A 19403-nucleotide genomic window follows, 5' to 3' on the forward strand; every position below is an offset into this window, starting at 1 on the left:
CGGTGGCGTGAGCCACCGGTCAGATGCCGAATTCCTGTCCAAAGCCCCGACGGGGCGATACAGCTTTCGCCGCAGCGGATGTGTCGGCCCTTCAGGCCTGCGGACGCGGAGGCACCGACTTCCGGAGCCTGTCGGCTCCGGCTGACGTTGTGCCTGCCCTCCGGGCATCAACACCCGGAAACGCAAGGTTGTCGGATCGCAACGGCAGATCCGATCGAAGTCTCCGAAGGAATGACGGCGAACGCCAGCAAGCCTTCATCGACCGATTCTTCAGCAACACCCCCATTCCCCGGAAGAGCCGGATTTTCTGTCCTGGACGAGGTCACGAATCCATACGATTTGCCGCAGGTCCGGTCTTCCCGTCTCGTCCGCTACGGCGGCTGGGATCAACGTGTCCGCCGGATGCTTTACGCGACATGTTCCGCGAATAGTTCTGCGATCACATCTTCCAGCGGACGTTCGGCGACGCTGACGTCTTCGATCGTGTATTGGCTCAGGATACCGGAAAGCACGCCGGACACTTTCTGACGTTCCACCTGCAGGCGAATTTTTGGAAAGCGGTTCTCCAGGACCAGGCCGAAACGATCGATGCCGGCCGGTTCGCTGCTGTTGGCAAAGTGTAACTCGATGATCTTGTCGCGGCTGAAACGGTCGGTGATCTGGTTCAGTGATCCGTCGTGAATCACCGTGCCCTTGTTGATCACGATCGCTCGTTCGCAAAGTGCTTCCACGTCTTTCATGTAGTGGCTGGTCAGAATGACGGTGATGTTCTGCTCCTTCTGATAGCGGCGCAGGAACTGCTGCACCTTGCGCTGGCTGACGACGTCCAGGCCGATCGTGGGTTCGTCCAGAAACAGCACGTCGGGCCGGTGCAGCAGAGCGGCGATGAGTTCCATCCGCATGCGTTCACCCAGCGACAGTTCCCGCACCGGCTGGCTCATCAGAGCAACGACGTCCAGCAATTCGGTCAGTTCTGTCAGCCGGGGCTGATAGTCGGCGTTGTCGATGCGATAGATTTCCTTGTGCAGCCGGAACGATTCCTGAGCCGGCAGGTCCCACCACAGTTGTTCCTTCTGCCCGGTAACGAGCGAAAATCGGCGGCGGTACGCGTTCTCGCGTTTCCACGGAACATAGCCCAGTACCGTCGCAGTGCCGGAGGTGGGCACGATGAGTCCGGAGAGCAGTTTCAGCGTCGTGGTCTTGCCGGCTCCGTTCGGCCCCAGAAACGCCAGCATCTCACCGGTCCGGATGTCGAAGCTGACGTCGTTCACCGCGCGCACTTCGCGGAATTCACGGTGAAACAATCCGCTGAGCGACGCGAACAGTCCTTCGCGCTTTCGGAAGACTTTATAGGTACGGCACAGGTTTCGGACTTCGATGGCAGACATGCCGGGATGGTAATGTGCCGCACGATCACTCACCAATTGCGCCGAAGAAAATCCCCCGAAGCGGTGAAAAACAAAGGGAACCTCTCACCATCGCGAACCGAATGAAAGGCCGATTCCGGCCGACTATCCGGGTGTATCCGACCGTGTCAATTCAATGTAGAGCGGAACTTCGATGATCGGAACCAGCGGATGGTTCGTTTCGATACGGATGTCTGTCTTGAAAAATTCCTGACCGGAGACTGCGTCGGGAGCCGCACTGATCTCTACACATATACAGGCTGTTTCGTTGTCCGAACCTGCATCACATGCGGAAACTGTAGCGCCTGACCACACGCAGGCAGCGTCAACGATTTCAAGCCTGTGACCGTCATTGGACCGAAGGATAACACGGCGTGTTGTGGGGTTCGCGCCGACGTCGGCGGGCAGGGCAGACGCAGAGATAAACAGTGTCTTCGGTGCCACGCCAATAGGCGGGCTGCAAACAGCATCCACCGTTACGGCCCGCGTCGAGTCGGGAGTTTTGTCGGCATACACAAAGCGAGCGCGCATTCGGACTCGCCCAGCGTCCCAGTGGGGTACCTGCGTTTCGAATCTGACGGTGTACGCCCGCTGGATGATGTGCCCGTCTGGTGAACGCCGGTGTGGCTGATCTCTGAAACCCGGCAGGAGATTGCACTCAAGACGCCGATCAGTCGATACCGCGCCGATAATCCAGGCGGGAGCGTCCGGTTGCTCAGCGGTGTAGACCCTGATGTCGCGTGTCATCGTTTCCCCGGGTACAAATCCACGAAATTCCAATCGGTCAGGAACCGGCTGCAGTTCCGAGTACGCATGAATGGGCGGAGGTTCTTCCCCGACCAGGGTTATGGGAATTTCCAGTTCCGGCGCGTCGGCATCGGTGCTAATGCGAACTACGGTGCTCTGTTCGCCAAATTCCGGCGGATGCAGCGTCAGCTTCAGATCTGTTGATTCTCCGGCAGCCAACTCGTTAACTGAAAGCGGCCCCGGCATCGAGCATTCACAAGACTTGTGCACACTGAGGATTCGGATGGTATTGCCTGTCGGATTCCGCAGAGCAATTGTGACATGGTGGGCAGGTTTACCGGAACGTCGAATCAAAAGTCCGGGCGGATCCGCGAGAAGCTGTGTCACTACTGACGACTGTGGCGTGCTATCCACAGCGGCTGCGTCCGGCTGACGAATCGCAATGCGATAAAGGAGTCGGCCGCAGAAGCCCCAGACGATCAAACCGACGACAGACAGCGTCACAGCAATGACACATGCAGCTCGCACTGGTATGGCTCCAATCGTCGGGTGTCAGAAGTCGGAGATCATTTCCTCACCGCGAACGCTGCCAAGTGCTCGCCAGACTGAGAGATCAATACCATCGTTCACAGGCCGCGCCGCACCGTCACCAAAGACAACGTTGACTGCGCCGCGGTGCAGACTTCGAGCGGAAACAGCGCCCTGACCATGACCATGGCCGAGGTAACCGTAACCACAGTCGGGAGTCGGGCTGTTCGGCGCAAGTACGTGGTTGTACAGCGTCTGCGGGTACCCACCCAGCAGCCATGTGTACCCCGCAAACGACGAATGCCGGATGTCGGTTGAAGTCACCAGCCGACACGCTCGCACGACATCGTCCGGCAACAGGAAATACCAATTCCCGGGTGGCATCCTGCTGACGTCTGCGACATCGCGGTCGGGAGTAAATCTGGAATGATCCTGATCACCGGCCAGCCGTTCGCTGAACATCGCGGTCTGTGATAGTCCGTCACGAACAGACGACAGGCGAGTTCCATTGAAACGGACGAACATACCCATCTTCGCGCTGTTGCTGCTACTGTCCGATGCGGGTGCCGTCGAATGAACGCCCGGCGTTGTTCCCGCGCAGCCCCGGTAGCTGATGCCATTCCGTGCAAGCCCGTCAGTCGGACAAAGGAAGACTGGAACACGGATTCTCAGCAGGTTGCCGTTCAATTCACTTCCCGGTGGATCACTGCCGAGCCCGCTTCCGTTCTCCTCTCTGTTGATCTGGTCAAACAGTGCCCGTTGATCCAGGAACGGCAGGAGTTGAGCCTGCACCGACAGGTTAGTTTTCACCGGGCCACGTTCTCCGTCCCTTCGCCTGCCGCGATAGGACGGCAGAAACCCGTGAGCCGCTTCGAACTGCAGGCTGGCCGTTCCAATCTGCCGGAGATTGTTCAAACACTGCACTTGCCGGCTTCGTTCGCGCGCGGATTGCACTGCCGGAACAATGATCGCAAGAACGACGCTGATCACGGCCATTGAAACTAACGATTCAATTGCCGTCAGGCCACGGCGCGCACTCGCTGAACCACCGGCACAGTTGGATCTGACGCGAAGGCGAATAGCTACTCTTCGACTCGCTCCTTCCGTCGACCGCTTTGTTCGCGGCCAGAGGACTGACGTCAGCAACAAACAAATCGTGGGAATGGCCCATTTCATCCCGGCAAACGACGACCGCCGTGGCAGGAGTCGAGCGAGATTTGCGGCACTGGCGGCCAAATGAAGGGCGGTCCCGTCCCACTGCCATCTCGCCCGAAGCTCCGCTTCCGATACCCAGGCAGGCATTCTCGGCGTATCACTAATCAACACCTGACCATTCCGCGATGCCAACATTGCTACGAAGTGCCGACGACCGTCCGGAAGGACGATCGGGACGACGGCCGTCGATTCTGCCAACGTGAAATCAGGAGCTGCGTCCGGCCACCGCAGCGCCCGGTGGTAAACACCGAGCGAATCACAAACTCCGGAAAGCTCTGCAAGATTGTATTCCTGGTCGGTTGTGGGAAGCATCTCCCGCAACGCTGAGTAGGCGATCGGTCGATCAAGTGCCGTCAGGCAAACCTGGAGACTCAGCAGTCCGCAGGAGTTTTCGCCGTACATTGCCGTCTCGCCCCCGTGACACGACGAGAATGCAACGCCGCAGAGCGTTGCAACAAGCAGCGATCCTGACTTCCGTCGCAGACTATTCACTCGTGTCTCCGTCGATTGGAAATGCCACGATCCGACGATGGTGTTACACGCCGGCAGGAATCACCACGATGCGCATACAGTGATTGTCGCCATCGCAGGCAGAATCACGACCGGGGAAAGGGAGTACCAGCGAGCACGGAACCACAAGCGGGCAGCGCCGAAAACAGCACTATTTCTCAATCTGGCCACTCGGCGGTGCGTCAGTACCCGCCTTGTGGCCCGTGCAATCTCGTTTTCGGCGGCTGGCCTGTGTTCCCGGAATACGATCTCGAGATGTACGGCTGCCGCCACACCATTGATGGAGCTATGGCCCACCCGTGATATGAGCATGACGGACCGATTACGACGAACAGAAACCAAAGCTGAATCAATGTGTCAGCGAATGACGGACACGCAGGACAACTGCCGCCAGCAGCAATGCAACAGACGCCGTTAGAAACCAGGAAAACAACGATGGCCCATGCGGCGTTGCGTCAAGCGGGACCATTCCATCGTTCTCAAGTCGTAGCAACTCTGCAGCAGCAAGTCGGCGCTGTTCATCCGCGATGCGGTCAAGTTCGCTGGCTGTTCCCGAAACATACTGGCGCGGCCTTGACGCGCTCCGACTATCAATGACAACCGTTCCGGGAGGGACGGCGACAACGAATCTTTCATCGGCGACCGGATGATTCACGGAAATGTCAGTGACGGTGACCTGATGCCTGCTGTCAGCGAATTTTCCTCTCGTGAGTGCAACATGGTCCTGCACAGTGACAAACAGCGGCACGATACGGTTGTCTCGTGTCGGATCACGGCACGTCGTAAACTCCGTAACTGCAACTTCCCAGGATCGTTCGGTTGCGTTCTCAAGTTGTTGCCAGTCAACCCGAATTCGACGAGGCAGATAGCTGTTTCCCGGATCAAACCAGGCCGAATATCGGCAACGACCGACAACACCGAAATCCACTTTCACACAATCGTGCCCCGCGACAGATTCAACTCCCACCACAGTTGCCTGCCGCTGACTCAGCAAATCTACAAGGCTGAGGTCGGTACCCGGAAGGCTTCGGCCAAGAAAGTCATCCGGCTTGGGCAGCCCGGAGAAGGTGTTGTCGCCGCCCGAATGCACGCGATAGGCCGGTACGGTTCCATCCCTGCCACTCCATGTCACGGTGTGCGTGTCCCGCCCGTCAAACAAATGCCGGCTTCGCTTCGGAAGGTCCGGCGAACCTTCGACAGCGACCGCCTTATCGGCATTGATTTGCATGCCGCGCTGAACCCAGACGACGGTCGTACTCTCTTTCCGGTCCCCGTCATGGTCCTGATGGTCAAGCGATGCATGATACGAATCGAATGAAGCAATTTGCGCTTCAATGGAATCGATCGACTCAACCTGATCGGTGTATGCAGCCCGAATGAGCTCTAGCGAAGGGACATCCGAAGACGTCGGCACCATCGATGATGCCACCGCAGTCAATGCAACGAACACGGCGTGGAAGGGCATGATTCAGGCTCCCTTTCGGTCGGCCGATTTGCCAAATGCCATCCTGTTCCATCATTCAGAATAACATTCAGGGGGGGGCATGGAACCCCGTGCTGTGAGAATCTCAGGAAATCCGGGATTCAATCCTTTCGGATTCCGTGGCTTCAAAACGCACGCCGTTTGACATCAGCCAATGAACGCGCGACACACTCAATCTACAGACATGAAGATGCTGAGTCGGCTGTGGTAACGTTGCCGGACGGAGTTTGCGGACCGACTCCCCCGCTTTGAATGCAAGCGTTTGCGGCGTCACAGACGTCGTCTTGCCGGCTCCGTTGACACTTCCAGACACGCGGCCGCGTCGATGTTGCCGCCGGAAATAATCAGGCCGACTCGCCGGTTTCGAAAGCGTTCCGGATGCTGCATCACGCATGCCAGCGGGACGGCTCCGGACGGTTCCACCACCAGCTTTGCTTCGTTCAGCAGCATCCGGGTCGCGGCAAGAATGCTGTCTTCCGACGCCAGCAGGATCTCGTCAACCTGTTCGTGAATGATCGGGAACGTGATTGATCCCAGCGCCGTCCGCAGGCCGTCGGCGATTGTGTCGTATCGAGTCGGCTGCTGGATTTGTCCGCTGCTGAGACTTCGAAACGCATCGTCTGCCAGCGCGGGTTCGGCGGCGATGACCCGGATATCCGGACGAACGGACTTTACGGCGATCAGGGTTCCCGACAACAGACCGCCACCGCCGACGGGCACCACGATGACATCCAGTTGACTGGTCTGTTCCAGCAGTTCCAGCGACGCGGTTCCCTGCCCGGCGATGACATTGACATCGTTGAACGGATGCACGGGGACAGCACCCGTCGCGTCGATGATCTTCTGAGCCGCCGCTTCGCGCGACGCGGAATCGGGCTCACAGAATTCCGGTTCGACGCCCAGCTTCCGCACGGCTTCGATCTTGATGGCTCGCGAGTTGCGCGGCATCACAATGCGGGCCGTGATGCCTCGCAGTTTCGCCGCGCGAGCCACCGCCGCCGCATGATTGCCCGACGAATGAGCGACAACTCCCCGCGCCGCGTCTTCATCCGTCAGCGAAAGCACGGCATTGCAGGCACCGCGAGCCTTGAACGCTCCGCCGTGCTGCATGTTCTCGCACTTGAAGAACAACCGCGCACCAAGCTGTTCATCAAGCTCGGGAAAATCCAGTACCGGCGTGCGAATGACGAAATCGCGAATACGATCCGCGGCAGCGTGGATGTCAGTGAGGTGGAGCATAGTGAATCGTAAACAGGGAATAGTAAATTGTTCCGGCCCCATCCGCACGGCACGGCCGAGTCTGATCGAAACTGTACGACATACTATTCACTATTCACTATTCGCTATCTCACTATTCTCCATTCACTGCCGCCGGCTGGCCGCCGATGGCCACGCCCTGGCCTGGCTGACCGTTCGTCTGACCATTGTTGCCGGGCTGCTGCGGCTGTTGCTGCTGTGGTTGTGCCGTGCCCAGGGCCTGTGACAGCTTTTCGTGAAGCAGTCCGATATCGACTGTCGGGCCGACTCTGACCACCTGCATCGACGCTGACGACAGCGCGGCCTTGTCGAGTTCTTCGATCATGGCTTCGATGGTGTCCATCAGCGCGGCCGTGGATGAGACAATCAGAGTATTGCTGTTGGGGTCGACGCCGATGGAAATCAGACCTTTGAACCGAATGGGATTTTCGTCATCTCCGCCGTCGCCGCCTCCGCCGTCGAAGTACGAGATGACTCGCGTTTCCCGCTGTTCTCCTTCGTTCTTCTGCAGTGCCTTGTCGTTGGAACTCAGCAGGTCGCGGAAGACGTCCTTGACGGCGTTCGCAACAGTTTCCGCCTTCGCGTTGTCCAGTTTGAACAGTTTTGTGACTCGCATGGACCGCGTGTCGGCTGGTTCCGGGACGTCGTAAATTTCTATCAGTTCCTCGATGGTCTGCATCTGGCGAGCGTCCGCGTCCCGCACCAGAATCGTGCTGGTGAAATTGTCGTAGATGAACTGCGGCTGACGACGGCGAGACAGGCTGTGGTTGCCCCGGACCTTCTTTTCCGTCGGCCGATATCCGTACCACGGATCGTACGACATGGACGATTCGGTCTGAGCTTCCGCTTCGAAGTATTCTTCCAGACTAAGCGTCACCCAGGACGCCGTGGCATATTTCAGCGTAAAGACTTTGTAGTTTCGCGCTGGCCTGGCGACCTGCCGCATCAGGTCTTCCATGTCGTTCAATGCGCTGATGTCCTCACTGCTGATCATCAGGCGACCGTCTTCCAGCAGCGAGAACCTGATCGGCGCGTCGGCGGAATTTCTTCGGGGCGGCACGTCCGCGGGAAACTCGCCCCCCGCCGCGTCGTCGTCCGCCAGCATCGCAAAGAACGCATCGGCAGACGGCGCCGCGCGACGGGAGCCGGATGCGGTTGATGCCGACGTGACGGGGATCGTGATCGGCCGCAGGTCTTCGATCGCACCGTTCGCCGTGGTTACCGGTGTCGAACCGCCGTTGACGCGACGATTGTCTTCCGGCGCTGCATCGTCACCGGATTCGTTGTTGATCGCTTCGGGCAGGTCGAATTTCAGTTCGTTGTTGCGGCGCCAAAGCTGCTGCAGCTTTCGTTTCAGAAGTTCCGGATCTTCGCCGGGAGAAAGTTCAAACACGCGCAGCCCGTCGTCGCGCTTGTTGGGATCGGGAAGTTCTCCCAGCTTTTGCAGCAGGCTTTTGATTTCTTCCATTTCGACGCTGTTGGCATACACCAGCAGGCGATTTTCCTGCAGATCCGCGTCGATCCTGAAGCCGGCGTCTTCCTTTTCTTCCTGCTGCTGCATTCCATAGTAGTAATAGCCGTAGTTGCGAGACCTGCTGCGGCTGTTGTCGTCTTCTTCTTCCGGGCCCATCAGCATTCGAATCGTGCCGGCGACATATTCGGCGTCGAGCCGCCGCAGCGGAATGACGTCAAATGACCGGCCGGACTGGTCCAGGCGATCAACCAGCGTGGTGATCGTCAGGTGATCCGCCAGACTTGCCCAGGCAACGATCGATTTCTTCTTGTCGTCAACCTTCAGCACCGTGCCGGGATCGAGATCGCCGAGTTCCTGCAGCAGGTCGGCCAGAGTCTGCGGGTTGATGGTTTCCAGCCGGTACACCTTCATGCGACTGATGTTCTGCAGCAGCGAGTTCGTTGCTTCGCCGGGCACGTCGATCTGTTCAATCGCCTTTTCGATGATTGCCATCTGATCCGGCGCGGCCTGGGCCAGAATCATGTTTTCGCGCTGATTCAGTACCAGCCGTGTTTTGACCGGTTCACGAGACCCGGCACCACCGCCTTTGCCGGCGGCGTTTTGCATCTGTTGCTGCATCTGCTGCATCTGCTGCTGCATTTGCTGTTGCATCTGACGCATCATGTTGCCGTCCATCCCGCCGCCGCCACCGCCGCCACCGGCGCCGCCTTCCTTGTCAATGCCCAACAGGCTGTACAGCAGATCGATGACTTCGTTGGCTCGGCGATGTTCCAGGCGAAAGGTCCGGACGAGTTGTTCCTGGCCGTCGTCGGACTGTTCGGACTGAATGATGTTGCGAATGTCTCGCAGGCTGCCCGCCGTGTCGACGATTTCCAGGCGGTTCGTGCGGCTGAGCTTGTGGATCTTGCCCGCACTGCTCAGCAAAGGCTTCAGTTCTTCGACGGCTTCGTCGGCGATCAGCCAGTCCAGGTCAAACGACACCTTCACCATGGAATGATCCGGCAGACTGTCAAGTTCTTCCGGTTCGACTCGCCGCACCAGAGCCGGATTCAGATCGGCTGTTTTCACAACGCTCAGAATTTCGCCGTCCAGCAGCATGGCGTATCCGCGAGACAGCAGGTGACGATTCAGCAGATCACGTGCTTCGTCCAGCGTATAGGCGCGCGTGGTGGTCAGGTTCAGAAAGTCGCCGGGAAGTTCCTGCCAGTCGAGCGACAACTGAGATTCATCGGCCAGCCATTGAAGCACGGTTTGCCAGGGCTGCCCGCGAAGATTGAAACGAATCCGGCCGGATTCCTCTTTGACCACTTCATCTGCAATCGACTGAGCCGGCTGTTCTGTTTTGGACGGACGCTTGATGGCTTCCGGAGTCCCTGTCGCGGCGTCCTTCTTACCGTCTTTGGATTCGCCGGGGGACTTGTTCGCATCGCCCGGCGTCGCTGACGGCGGCTGTCCGTTCTGACCGGGTGCGGTCGCCGGAGACGCCGGCTGGGCGTTCTGCGGACTCGCCGCGGCCGGCGTTTCAACGGCAAACGCCTCCTGCCCGACCACCTTCGCTGCCGGACATACGCAGCACAGGCACAGCCAAAGCACCGCGACGCCGCAATTCAGAATCCGCCGTGACGAACGATTGAACAGAATGCCGGACGTGATTGAAGACATGAGCGATTCTTTCCAGGCGTCGATTCCGTTCCCAAAGTCGTAGTCAGGCTCGGCGGACGACCGTGGCGGCAGTTACTTCCGGAAACTCCGGAACCGCCTTCCAGCCGTCGAATGAACGTGGTGCCGCCACCGCGTCCGGTGTCCAACAGTCACGTGATTCAAAACAGAATGTCTTTTGTCTACAATGTCGCAGTTCAGAACCGGAATTACAACGTTATTCTGGTACTCGGCGGGCGTGGAAGATTTCACCATTTGATGCTCCATCCCGCCGCGGAGCTGGTGTTTGTCAGGCCAGGCTCTGGCAAAACAGCCCAATACTCCCCCGCAGGACATCGTGCGGCCGACTGTCCGGGTTCCACGAATCGCGACAGCAACGTTTCGACAAACGAATCAGGATACCACCCGGACGCACAACCGGACTGTTCCGCAACTTCGACAACCACGCCTGGAACCGAAGACTGACGTCGGGCCGAACGCGTGTCCCGCATCAATTCCCGCAACTTTCGATTTATCACTTCCTGTTTCCTTCACCACTTCCTGTTAACTGAGTCCTTCCCATGCTTAACCTGACCGGACGCGGCACGGCACACACTTGCAATGGTACGACCAGGCGTGACTTTCTGCAGGCGGGCGTTCTGGGAGCCGCCGGGCTTTCGCTGCCGCAGTATCTGGCCGCCAAAGAACACGGAGCCGTTGATCCGGCGAAGGACAACCGCTCGTGCATCATGATTTTCAACCTGGGTGCTCCCAGCCAGCTTGACACGTTCGACATGAAGCCGGACGCACCGGCGGAAGTGCGCGGTCCGTTCCAGCCGATTTCCACCACCGCCGATTTTCAGATTTCTGAAATCTTTCCGAAGCACGCTCAGATCGCCGAACACTTTTCGCTGGTCCGATCCGTCCATCACACCGGAGCCGCCGTGCATGATGCCGGCTGGCAAATGATGCAGACCGGCCGGCAGTTCACCGGCGGTGTCGACTCGCCTCACGCCGGAGCCGTCCTGGCGTATCGCAAAGGCCGACGCACCGATCTGCCGCCGTTTGTTGTGCTGCCCGAAACCATGGGCCGAGGCGGCGGCAATCTCCCCAACGGCCAGGCCGGCGGTTTCCTCGGCAAGGCCTATGATCCGTTCGCACTGATGGCGGATCCGTCGCAGCCGAACTTCAAAGTGCCCGACCTGCTGCCACCGGAAACGATCGGCGAAGTTCGCCTGGACCGCCGTCGAAAACTGCGAGACCTGATCGACGAAACGGTCGACGTCTTCGAAGCCACCGAGAACGCTCAACTGCTGGACGACAACTTCAAGGCCGCGTATCGCATGATGACCAGCCCGCAGGCTCGCGATGCGTTCGATCTTTCGAAGGAACCGCAGTCCGTGCGAGACCGCTACGGCATGAATCGCTTCGGCCAGTGCTGCCTGCTGTCGCGGCGACTGATCGAAGCCGGTGTGCGATTTGTCACGATCAACACGTTTCTGACCGTGTTCGACGAAATTACCTGGGACATCCACGGATCAAAACCGTTCACATCCATCGCCGGCATGCGCGACATCGTGGCCCCGATGTACGACCAGGCGTATTCGGCTTTGATCGGTGATCTTGCCGAACGAGGCATGCTGGGCGACACGCTGGTCTGCAACGTGGCGGAATTCGGCCGGACTCCGAAAGTCAACCCCGCCGGAGGCCGCGACCACTGGCCTCAATGCTTCACCTGCTACTTCGCCGGCGGCGGCGTACAGGGCGGTCGAGTCGTCGGAGCCAGCGATCCGATCGGCGGAGTTCCCGCGGATCGACCCGTACAACCCGCCGATGTCGTCGCCACGATCTTCCGCAGCGTCGGCCTGAACCTCGACAGCCACCTGCCCGGCCCCGCCGGCCGCCCGTTCCCGCTGGTCGACATCGGACATCGGGATATTCATGAGCTGTTCTGAAATCGTGCGTGGAGAGATCTGAAATCTCAAATGGTAAGCCGCCATGAAGTACAAACGCTTCGAAGACCTGCCCGTCTGGAACGACGCGGCTGGTCTCGCGGCGAAATTGTTTCCGTGGACTGCTCAGACCGTCTTCCGCGGCCCTGGCGATCTGGCCAATCAAATCCAGCGCTGCCCTGTCGATTTCCAATAACATTGCCGAAGGCTTCGAACGCAGTACCACCAATGAACTCCTGCCGTTCTTGTACTACGCTCGCGGGTCCGCCGGGGAAGTGCGTTCGATGCTGTGTGTCATGGACCGCATGTCGAGTTCACCAATTTGAAATCTGAAATCTCAGATCTCAAATCGACCTGCGAATCCATCTCCCGACACCTCCGCGGCTGGGCGGACAGCCTGCAGAATTCCAACATCAAAGGCCAGCCTCCTGACAAACGATTCGCGCGCTTGCGGAAACAGCAGCGACGTCAATCCGCCTTCCACCAGCATCGAGACCATGAACAGGGAACGCGAAGAACAGCACATGAAGAAGCTGGAAGAATCGCGAAAGCAGAAAAAGTCTGAGTAGGGTTGAGATCTGAGATTTCAGATTTGAAATTTGAGATTTCAGAACTGAAATCTCAGATCCGCACAAGCGTTCCTCAATTGTCACATGTACGACTTCCCACCCAACCGCATTCTCGCCGACACGCCCTGGCCGACGCTGCTGATGCACGGGGTGCTGATAGCGATTTGCGCTATCGGATTCTGGACGGCCATCCGGCAGCGTTGGAAGAAGCAAAACAGGTTTCCCTGCTGGGATTTCGTGCTGTTTACCGTGGGATTTCTGCTGGTTTGGCTGCTGAGTACGCCGGTCGAAAACAAAGGCATCATCCTCGGCTACGGCGGAGTCGTGTTCTTGATTGCCGTCGTGGGTTCTGCCTGCGGAAACGGATGGTTCTCGACCAACCCGGTCTCGGCTTTGTTCTGCCTGATACTCCTGGCAATGATTGCATTGGTGGTTTCTCCGGCAGTTCAGTCTGACGGAAGCCCGAGCCGCCGAACGGCCTGCAAGAATAACATTAGGCAGCTCGGACTTGCGTTTCATGTCTTCCACGATTTCCACGGCCAGTTTCCCTCGGCGTCTGGCGGCTTACCCAATGCTGATCGGACGGATCCTCCTGTCAGTTGGCGTGTCATCACGCTGCCATATGTCGAACACTCACCGCTGTTTGAGCAATACGACCGCTCGCAGCCGTGGGATTCCGCTGCCAATATCCGATTTCAATCGCGACGAATAGAAGTGTTGTGTTGCCCGTCTGATCCGCGAAACACGGACCGCGGTTCCACAGAGCAGCCGTATTCGTACCCAACGTCCTACACCGTCCCCACCGGCGACGGCACGATTTTTGGTGATCCGTCGGGACCGGCGTTGTCGCTGGACGAAATCACCGATGGGACGTCTAACACGGTCATGGTCGTTGAAGCCTGCGGGACGGACATCGTCTGGACGGAACCCCGCGACCTGGACGTCACGAAAACTCCGCTGGGCGTCAACTTACCTGGTTCGCAGCCAGGACAATCAGACGGCTTGCTTTCCAGCTACCACACCACCGGAGCACACGTCGGGATGGCCGACGGTTCGGTCCGGTTCATGTCGAAAGACATTGATCCGCAGGTGCTGAAGAAGCTGACGACCGCAAATGCCGCGGACGGACCGGTGGAAGACTGGTAGCCGGCGAGTTCACAACAACTGGAATTCCGTCGGCCGTCACGTAAACTCCGCGACGGAATGAAGACCGAACCTCGGCTGCTGCCTTCTTCGCTGGCTGAGCTTGTTCCGCTGGTCGCCGCTGCTCCCGGATCACCACTGCACCACGGAAACAACAGATTGGATTAGCTATGAACACGGACCTTGAACGTCGCGTCAGCGTCATCGAAAAGGAATTGTCCGACATGAAGTAGTTGCAGGGTTCTCCGCGGCAGGCAAAGGACTGGCGGACGACGTTCGGAATGTCCCGAGACGACGCTGGCTTCGAAGAAATGATCCGTCGTGGACGTCAGGTACGTCAACAGGATCAACAGGGTTCGCAGGACGCATCGTAGCGATGCTTGTGCTTGATACCGACCATCTCATTGAACTCGATCGAGCTTCCGAAGCGGGTGCCGTTCTGCGGGAAAAACTCGAACAATCCAACCAGAACATTGCCACGACCATTATATCTGCGGAAGAACAGTTCCGCGGATGGCTTGCGCAGATTCACGGTGAACCGGATCCTCACAGGCAGATTGCGGCGTACGAACGACTGAATGGCAGGATTGAATTCTTTGCGGCCTGGAATGTTCTGCCATGGACCGTGACTGCTGCCGACAAGTTCACAGAACTGCGAAAATCGCGTGTTCGAATCGGGACGATCGACCTGAAGATCGCCAGCATCGTTCTGGCAAATGACGCGATTCTGTTGTCTCGCAACGTCCGTGACATTGACAAGGTCCCGGGCCTGCGATTCGAAGACTGGCTGTCCTGACTTCTGTTCACCGGCCGTTGTGAGAGTTGCCGCGCGAGGAGCCGTTCGATGTACGACTTCCCACCCAATCGCGTTTTCGCCGACACGCCCTGGCCAACGCTGCTGATGCACGGGGTGCTCGTGGCGATCTGCATCGCGGGATTCTGCCGAGTTTTGCGACAGCGGGCAGTGCCGCGCAAGCAACCTCATCTGCTTTGGTCGCTTCTGGCCATCGCCGCCGTTCTGATGCTGATCCGCGAATTCTTTGCAGTGGAACGCCTTCGCCCCGCCGTCATCGGTTATTCATGGTTCGGAATCCTGTGTGGAGTCATCGGCGCGGTCCGTGCGAACGCCGCAACGTCCAAAGGAGTTAAATCCGATAGCCTGCCGGGATCCGTTGGCTGTGTCGTGATACTTGGCCTGATGCTGCTGGTTTTTCTGCCGGTAGTCCAGGGTGTAAGACAACGTCCTTCATCGCAACAGCATCAATGTCGGGCAAACATGAACCACCTGACACTGGGCATGTTGAACTACCGAGCAGTATCCGGAACCCTGCCGTCCGCGAGCGGCCTGCGAATGGAAGATGGAATGACAAGTCCTCCATTGAGTTGGCGTGTGGCAATCCTGCCGCAGATTGATGAGACGCAATTGTTCAACGAATACAGCACGTCGCAGGCATGGGACTCGGCGGCCAACGCGCGATTGCAATTCCAGCGCCCAGATCACTACGTCTGTCCGGCAGCGGATTTCTACGCCGACGGTGATCCAAATGAGCCGCTCCTCACGTCCTACATCGTCCCCACCGGCGACGGCACGATTTTTGGTGATCCCTCGGGACCGGCGTTGTCGCTGGACGAAATCACCGATGGGACGTCTAACACGGTCATGGTCGTTGAAGCCTGCGGGACGGACATCGTCTGGACGGAACCCCGCGACCTGGACGTCACGAAAACTCCGCTGGGCGTCAACTTACCTGGTTCGCACCCAGGACGATCGGACGGATTGCTTTCCAGCTACCACGCCACCGGAGCACACGTCGGGATGGCCGACGGTTCGGTCCCGTTCATCTCGGAACACATCGATCCGCAGGTTCTGAAAAAGCTGACGACCGCAAATGCCGCGGACGGACCGGTGGAAGACTGGTAGCCGGCGAAGTTCACAACAACTGGAATTCCGTCGGCCGTCACGTAAACTCCGCGACGGAATGAAGACCGAACCTCGGCTGCTGCCTTCTTCGCTGGCTGAGCTTGTTCCGCTGGTCGCTGCTGCTCCCGGATTTGCGGATGTTGTTTACACTCTAAAGACCGGAAACAGTGCGGCGATTGACGGAGCCTGGGGGGCATCGTGCGCGCTGAGCGTGGCGGCTCTGGCGAATGACAGCCCGGACGGATTGCTGCTGGTGGTGGTCCCCGGCATTCGCGACATCGATGACTTCGCCGATCAACTGGCCGAATTCGCGGGACCGGACGGCGACATTCGCAGCTTTCCCGCGTGGGAAACACTGCCCGACGAACATGACGTGACCGACACCGTGTTCGCCGCCAGGCTGGGAACGCTGCGGTCGCTGGCGAAAAGTCGAGAGTCGAGTGTTGAGAGTCAGGAGCAGCAAGCCTCCCCTGAATCCTCGATCCTGAATCCCGAATCCTGCCCCATCATTGTCACGTGTCTGCCGGCGCTGCTTCAGCCGGTCCCCGCTCGCAGCGACATCGCGGAGGCGACGCGCACGATTCAGGTCGGTGACGACCTGGAGCTGGATTCGCTGCTGGACTGGCTGCTGGAACGCGCCTTTGAACGCGTGACGGCCGTGGAACTGCCGGGGGAATTCTGCATTCACGGCGGAATTCTGGACATCTTTCCGCCGACGGAACGCGACCCGATTCGCATCGAATTGTTCGGCGACGAAGTCGAATCGATCCGGCGTTTCGACGTCGAATCGCAGCGGCGGCTGGAAGACATCTCGCAGATAGCCGTCACCGCCACTCGTCCCGTCAAACCGCCGGACAAGCCGGAACCGGGCGACAGCCTGCGACCTCACGCAGCGATCGCGTCACACACAGAATCGCTGATTGATTCGCTGCCGAAGAAGACCGTCGTCGTGCTCAGCGACATGGCCCAGGCAATCAGCGAAGGCAAGCTGTACCTGCAGCGGCTGGAGAATCCGCTGGGCATGTTCAGCGTTGATTCCACGATGGCTCGGCTGACGAAGTTTCCGTCCGTGACCATCGACGCTCTGGGCGCCGACAGCTTTGAAACGTCCTGTCACCTGAAGATCGAAGCCGTTGAACGCTTCGCCAGCTCGGGCCGCGACGCTCTGACGGAACTTGCCGAATCGCTCAGCCCCCAGGATCGGGTCCTGCTGTCCTGCCACAACGAAGGCGAACGCGATCGGCTGACGGAACTTATCGCGGAACTCGATGCCGAAGACGGACTGCAGATTCGCGATCGCATCGGGCTTTGCGTCGGCCAGGTGCAGCGGGGCTTTCGGTTTCTGGAACACAGCCTGGTTGTCATCAGCGACAACGAACTGTTTTCGCGAGCTCCCGGGCGAAAGATCCACCGCCGCCGTTCGGCCGACACCAGAGCGATCGACAACTTTCTGGACCTGAAGGACGGCGACCTGGTCGTTCATGTCAGCCAGGGAATTGCCCGGTACCGCGGCATGGCTCTGATGGATCGCGACGGCGAAAAGGAAGAACACCTGCTGCTGGAATTTCGTGATCAGTTGATCGTCTATGTTCCGGCGTCGCTGATTCATCTGGTGCAGAAATACATCGGCCCGGCAAAGACGACGCCGCAGCTTTCCAAATTCGGCGGCACGTCGTGGGACAGAAAAAAGGGCCAGGTGGCTGACGCTGTTACCGACATGGCCGCGGACATGCTGAAGCTGCAGGCGGAACGCAACGCGAAGCCCGGCCTGGCAAGCCAGCCGGATTCTCACATGCAGCAGGAATTCGAACAGGCGTTTCCCTTCACCGAAACTCCGGACCAGGTCACTGCAATCGCCGACTTCAAGGAAGACATGGAACGCAGCCGCCCGATGGATCGCCTGATCTGCGGCGACGTGGGGTTCGGAAAAACCGAAGTGGCGCTGCGAGCCGTCTTCAAGGCCGTTGACAACGGCCGGCAGGTGGCCGTGCTGGTTCCGACAACCGTGCTTGCCGAACAGCACTACCGCACGTTTCGCGAGCGGATGGCGGAATTTCCCGTCACCGTTGAAATGCTGTCACGGTTTCGGTCCGCTTCGGAACAAAAGGAAATCATCCGCAAACTTGGCACCGGAGAAATGGATGTCGTCATCGGGACGCACCGCCTGGTGTCAAAGGATGTGAAGTTCAAAGACCTCGGGCTGCTGGTGATTGACGAGGAACAGAAGTTCGGCGTTAAGGTCAAGGAACGGTTGAAGCATCTGAGGCTGGAAGTCGACATTCTGACGCTGACCGCCACGCCGATTCCCCGCACGCTGCACATGTCGCTGCTGGGAATTCGGGACATCAGCAGCCTGACGACTCCGCCGCGAGACCGTGTGCCGATTGAAACGCGGGTCGGCCGCTTCGACGGATCGCTGATCCGCAGCGCGATCGTCCGGGAACTCAACCGCGGCGGCCAGGTGTACTTCGTTCACAATCGAGTTCACGATATCCACGAAGTTGCCAGCCGGATTCGTTCCATCGTCCCGGAAGCATCGCTGACGATCGCTCACGGCCAGATGCACGAAGACGAACTGGAAGCCGCGATGATGGACTTTGTTACCGGCAAAGCCGACATCCTGCTGGCCACAACAATCATCGAAAGCGGACTGGACATTCCCAACGCCAACACGATGTTCATCCATCAGGCGGAGATCTACGGGCTGGCTGATCTGCACCAGCTTCGCGGTCGTGTCGGCCGCGATCGTCATCGAGCCTACTGCTATCTGCTGTTGGAGGAAGGTCGTGTCGTCACCACAAAAGCCACCAGACGACTAAAGGCCATCGAAGAATACAGCGAACTGGGCGCCGGTTTCCGGATCGCCATGCGCGACCTGGAAATTCGCGGCGCCGGCAACATCCTGGGCACGGAACAAAGCGGCAACATCGCCGCCGTGGGTTACGAACTGTACTGTCAGCTATTGGAAAACGCGGTCCGCACGCTGAAGAAGCAGCCGCTGCGGTATCAGACTCACGTCAAAATCGAACTGCCGGTTTCGGCCTTCCTTCCCGACCGCTACATCCCGGAACAGAAGCTGAAGATCGAAATCTATCGCCGGTTGTCTCAGGCCAATTCGCTGCAGCGGCTGAATGAACTGGATGAGGAACTTCGCGACCGCTTCGGACCGGTGCCGTCTTCGGCAAAGCGCATGCTGCGGCTTCGGGAACTGAACCTGCGAGCACTGTGCTGGAAGATCGAAAACATCCACCTGGAAGACGGATACGCCGTGTTTCGTTACCGGGACATGAAGCTGGTCCGCATGCTGAGTCACCTGCACCAGGGCCATCTGAGAATCGTCGATCAGCACGACGCGTACTGGCCTCTGGAAGCTCGCGAAGACGACGGCGGCGCCGTTCTGGAAGAACTGATCGCCGCGTTTTCAATCGCCGAACCGCCGGTCCCGGAAACGGAGTGACCGCGGGGCACCGGGCGCTGAATCACGACAGCTATACCCCGAGCGGGGCAAATTGAGGTATTCGGGCTCGCGGCATGAAAAGGTGCAAAAAGCATCAACGTTC

The 19403-nt window shown here is 58.9% G+C and carries 11 protein-coding genes; 6 read left to right on the top strand and 5 right to left on the bottom strand.

The features are described from left to right. Positions 1 to 407: 407 nt before the first annotated feature. The 5 genes from R3C19_24405 to R3C19_24425 form a co-directional block, all read right to left on the bottom strand. Complete coding sequence (locus R3C19_24405) at positions 408 to 1388, bottom strand: ABC transporter ATP-binding protein (GenBank protein ID MEZ6063503.1); 981 nt, start codon at positions 1386 to 1388, stop codon at positions 408 to 410. Positions 1389 to 2705: 1317 nt separating this feature from the next. Continuing rightward, positions 2706 to 4298, bottom strand: coding sequence for a DUF1559 domain-containing protein (locus R3C19_24410; GenBank protein MEZ6063504.1), 1593 nt, complete (start codon positions 4296 to 4298; stop codon positions 2706 to 2708). A 457-nt stretch (positions 4299 to 4755) separates the two neighbouring features. Then, positions 4756 to 5871 carry a hypothetical protein gene (locus R3C19_24415; GenBank protein MEZ6063505.1) on the bottom strand — a complete coding sequence of 372 codons (1116 nt, stop codon included), beginning with the start codon at positions 5869 to 5871 and terminating at the stop codon, positions 4756 to 4758. Positions 5872 to 6159: 288 nt separating this feature from the next. Next, entirely contained in the window at positions 6160 to 7128 is a 969-nt protein-coding gene (locus R3C19_24420; protein MEZ6063506.1) for a pyridoxal-phosphate dependent enzyme, read from the bottom strand. Positions 7129 to 7240: 112 nt separating this feature from the next. Next, the gene (locus R3C19_24425) at positions 7241 to 10282 is read right to left on the bottom strand and encodes a secretin N-terminal domain-containing protein (protein ID MEZ6063507.1); all 3042 of its coding nucleotides are present in this window, start codon (positions 10280 to 10282) and stop codon (positions 7241 to 7243) included. A gap of 557 nt (positions 10283 to 10839) precedes the next feature. Here R3C19_24425 and R3C19_24430 point away from each other — a divergent pair. The 6 genes from R3C19_24430 (at position 10840) to mfd (ending at position 19300) form a co-directional block, all read left to right on the top strand. Continuing rightward, positions 10840 to 12213, top strand: coding sequence for a DUF1501 domain-containing protein (locus R3C19_24430; protein ID MEZ6063508.1), 1374 nt, complete (start codon positions 10840 to 10842; stop codon positions 12211 to 12213). 43 nt (positions 12214 to 12256) lie between these two features. Then, positions 12257 to 12406 (top strand): hypothetical protein, encoded by a 150-nt coding sequence (locus tag R3C19_24435; GenBank protein ID MEZ6063509.1) that lies wholly within the window; start codon positions 12257 to 12259, stop codon positions 12404 to 12406. Between the two features lie 457 nt (positions 12407 to 12863). After that, on the top strand, positions 12864 to 13925 hold the full coding sequence (locus tag R3C19_24440; GenBank protein ID MEZ6063510.1) for a DUF1559 domain-containing protein: 1062 nt from the start codon (positions 12864 to 12866) through the stop codon (positions 13923 to 13925). Positions 13926 to 14298: 373 nt separating this feature from the next. After that, on the top strand, positions 14299 to 14718 hold the full coding sequence (locus tag R3C19_24445) for a type II toxin-antitoxin system VapC family toxin (GenBank protein MEZ6063511.1): 420 nt from the start codon (positions 14299 to 14301) through the stop codon (positions 14716 to 14718). A 48-nt stretch (positions 14719 to 14766) separates the two neighbouring features. Further along, positions 14767 to 15843, top strand: coding sequence for a DUF1559 domain-containing protein (locus R3C19_24450; GenBank protein ID MEZ6063512.1), 1077 nt, complete (start codon positions 14767 to 14769; stop codon positions 15841 to 15843). Positions 15844 to 15901: 58 nt separating this feature from the next. Next, on the top strand, positions 15902 to 19300 hold the full coding sequence (mfd, locus tag R3C19_24455; protein ID MEZ6063513.1) for a transcription-repair coupling factor: 3399 nt from the start codon (positions 15902 to 15904) through the stop codon (positions 19298 to 19300). Positions 19301 to 19403: the final 103 nt, after the last annotated feature.

The sequence above is a fragment of the Planctomycetaceae bacterium genome (assembly GCA_041398785.1).
Lineage (GTDB): Bacteria > Planctomycetota > Planctomycetia > Planctomycetales > Planctomycetaceae > JAWKUA01.

What these genes read in the sequence shown, in the direction of transcription:
- R3C19_24405 (MEZ6063503.1), bottom strand. Translation starts at nt 1,388, where the DNA reads ATGTCTGCCATCGAAGTCCGAAACCTGTGCCGTACCTATAAAGTCTTC.
- R3C19_24410 (MEZ6063504.1), bottom strand. Translation starts at nt 4,298, where the DNA reads ATGTACGGCGAAAACTCCTGCGGACTGCTGAGTCTCCAGGTTTGCCTG.
- R3C19_24415 (MEZ6063505.1), bottom strand. Translation starts at nt 5,871, where the DNA reads ATGCCCTTCCACGCCGTGTTCGTTGCATTGACTGCGGTGGCATCATCG.
- R3C19_24420 (MEZ6063506.1), bottom strand. Translation starts at nt 7,128, where the DNA reads ATGCTCCACCTCACTGACATCCACGCTGCCGCGGATCGTATTCGCGAT.
- R3C19_24425 (MEZ6063507.1), bottom strand. Translation starts at nt 10,282, where the DNA reads ATGTCTTCAATCACGTCCGGCATTCTGTTCAATCGTTCGTCACGGCGG.
- R3C19_24430 (MEZ6063508.1), top strand. Translation starts at nt 10,840, where the DNA reads ATGCTTAACCTGACCGGACGCGGCACGGCACACACTTGCAATGGTACG.
- R3C19_24435 (MEZ6063509.1), top strand. Translation starts at nt 12,257, where the DNA reads ATGAAGTACAAACGCTTCGAAGACCTGCCCGTCTGGAACGACGCGGCT.
- R3C19_24440 (MEZ6063510.1), top strand. Translation starts at nt 12,864, where the DNA reads ATGTACGACTTCCCACCCAACCGCATTCTCGCCGACACGCCCTGGCCG.
- R3C19_24445 (MEZ6063511.1), top strand. Translation starts at nt 14,299, where the DNA reads ATGCTTGTGCTTGATACCGACCATCTCATTGAACTCGATCGAGCTTCC.
- R3C19_24450 (MEZ6063512.1), top strand. Translation starts at nt 14,767, where the DNA reads ATGTACGACTTCCCACCCAATCGCGTTTTCGCCGACACGCCCTGGCCA.
- mfd (MEZ6063513.1), top strand. Translation starts at nt 15,902, where the DNA reads ATGAAGACCGAACCTCGGCTGCTGCCTTCTTCGCTGGCTGAGCTTGTT.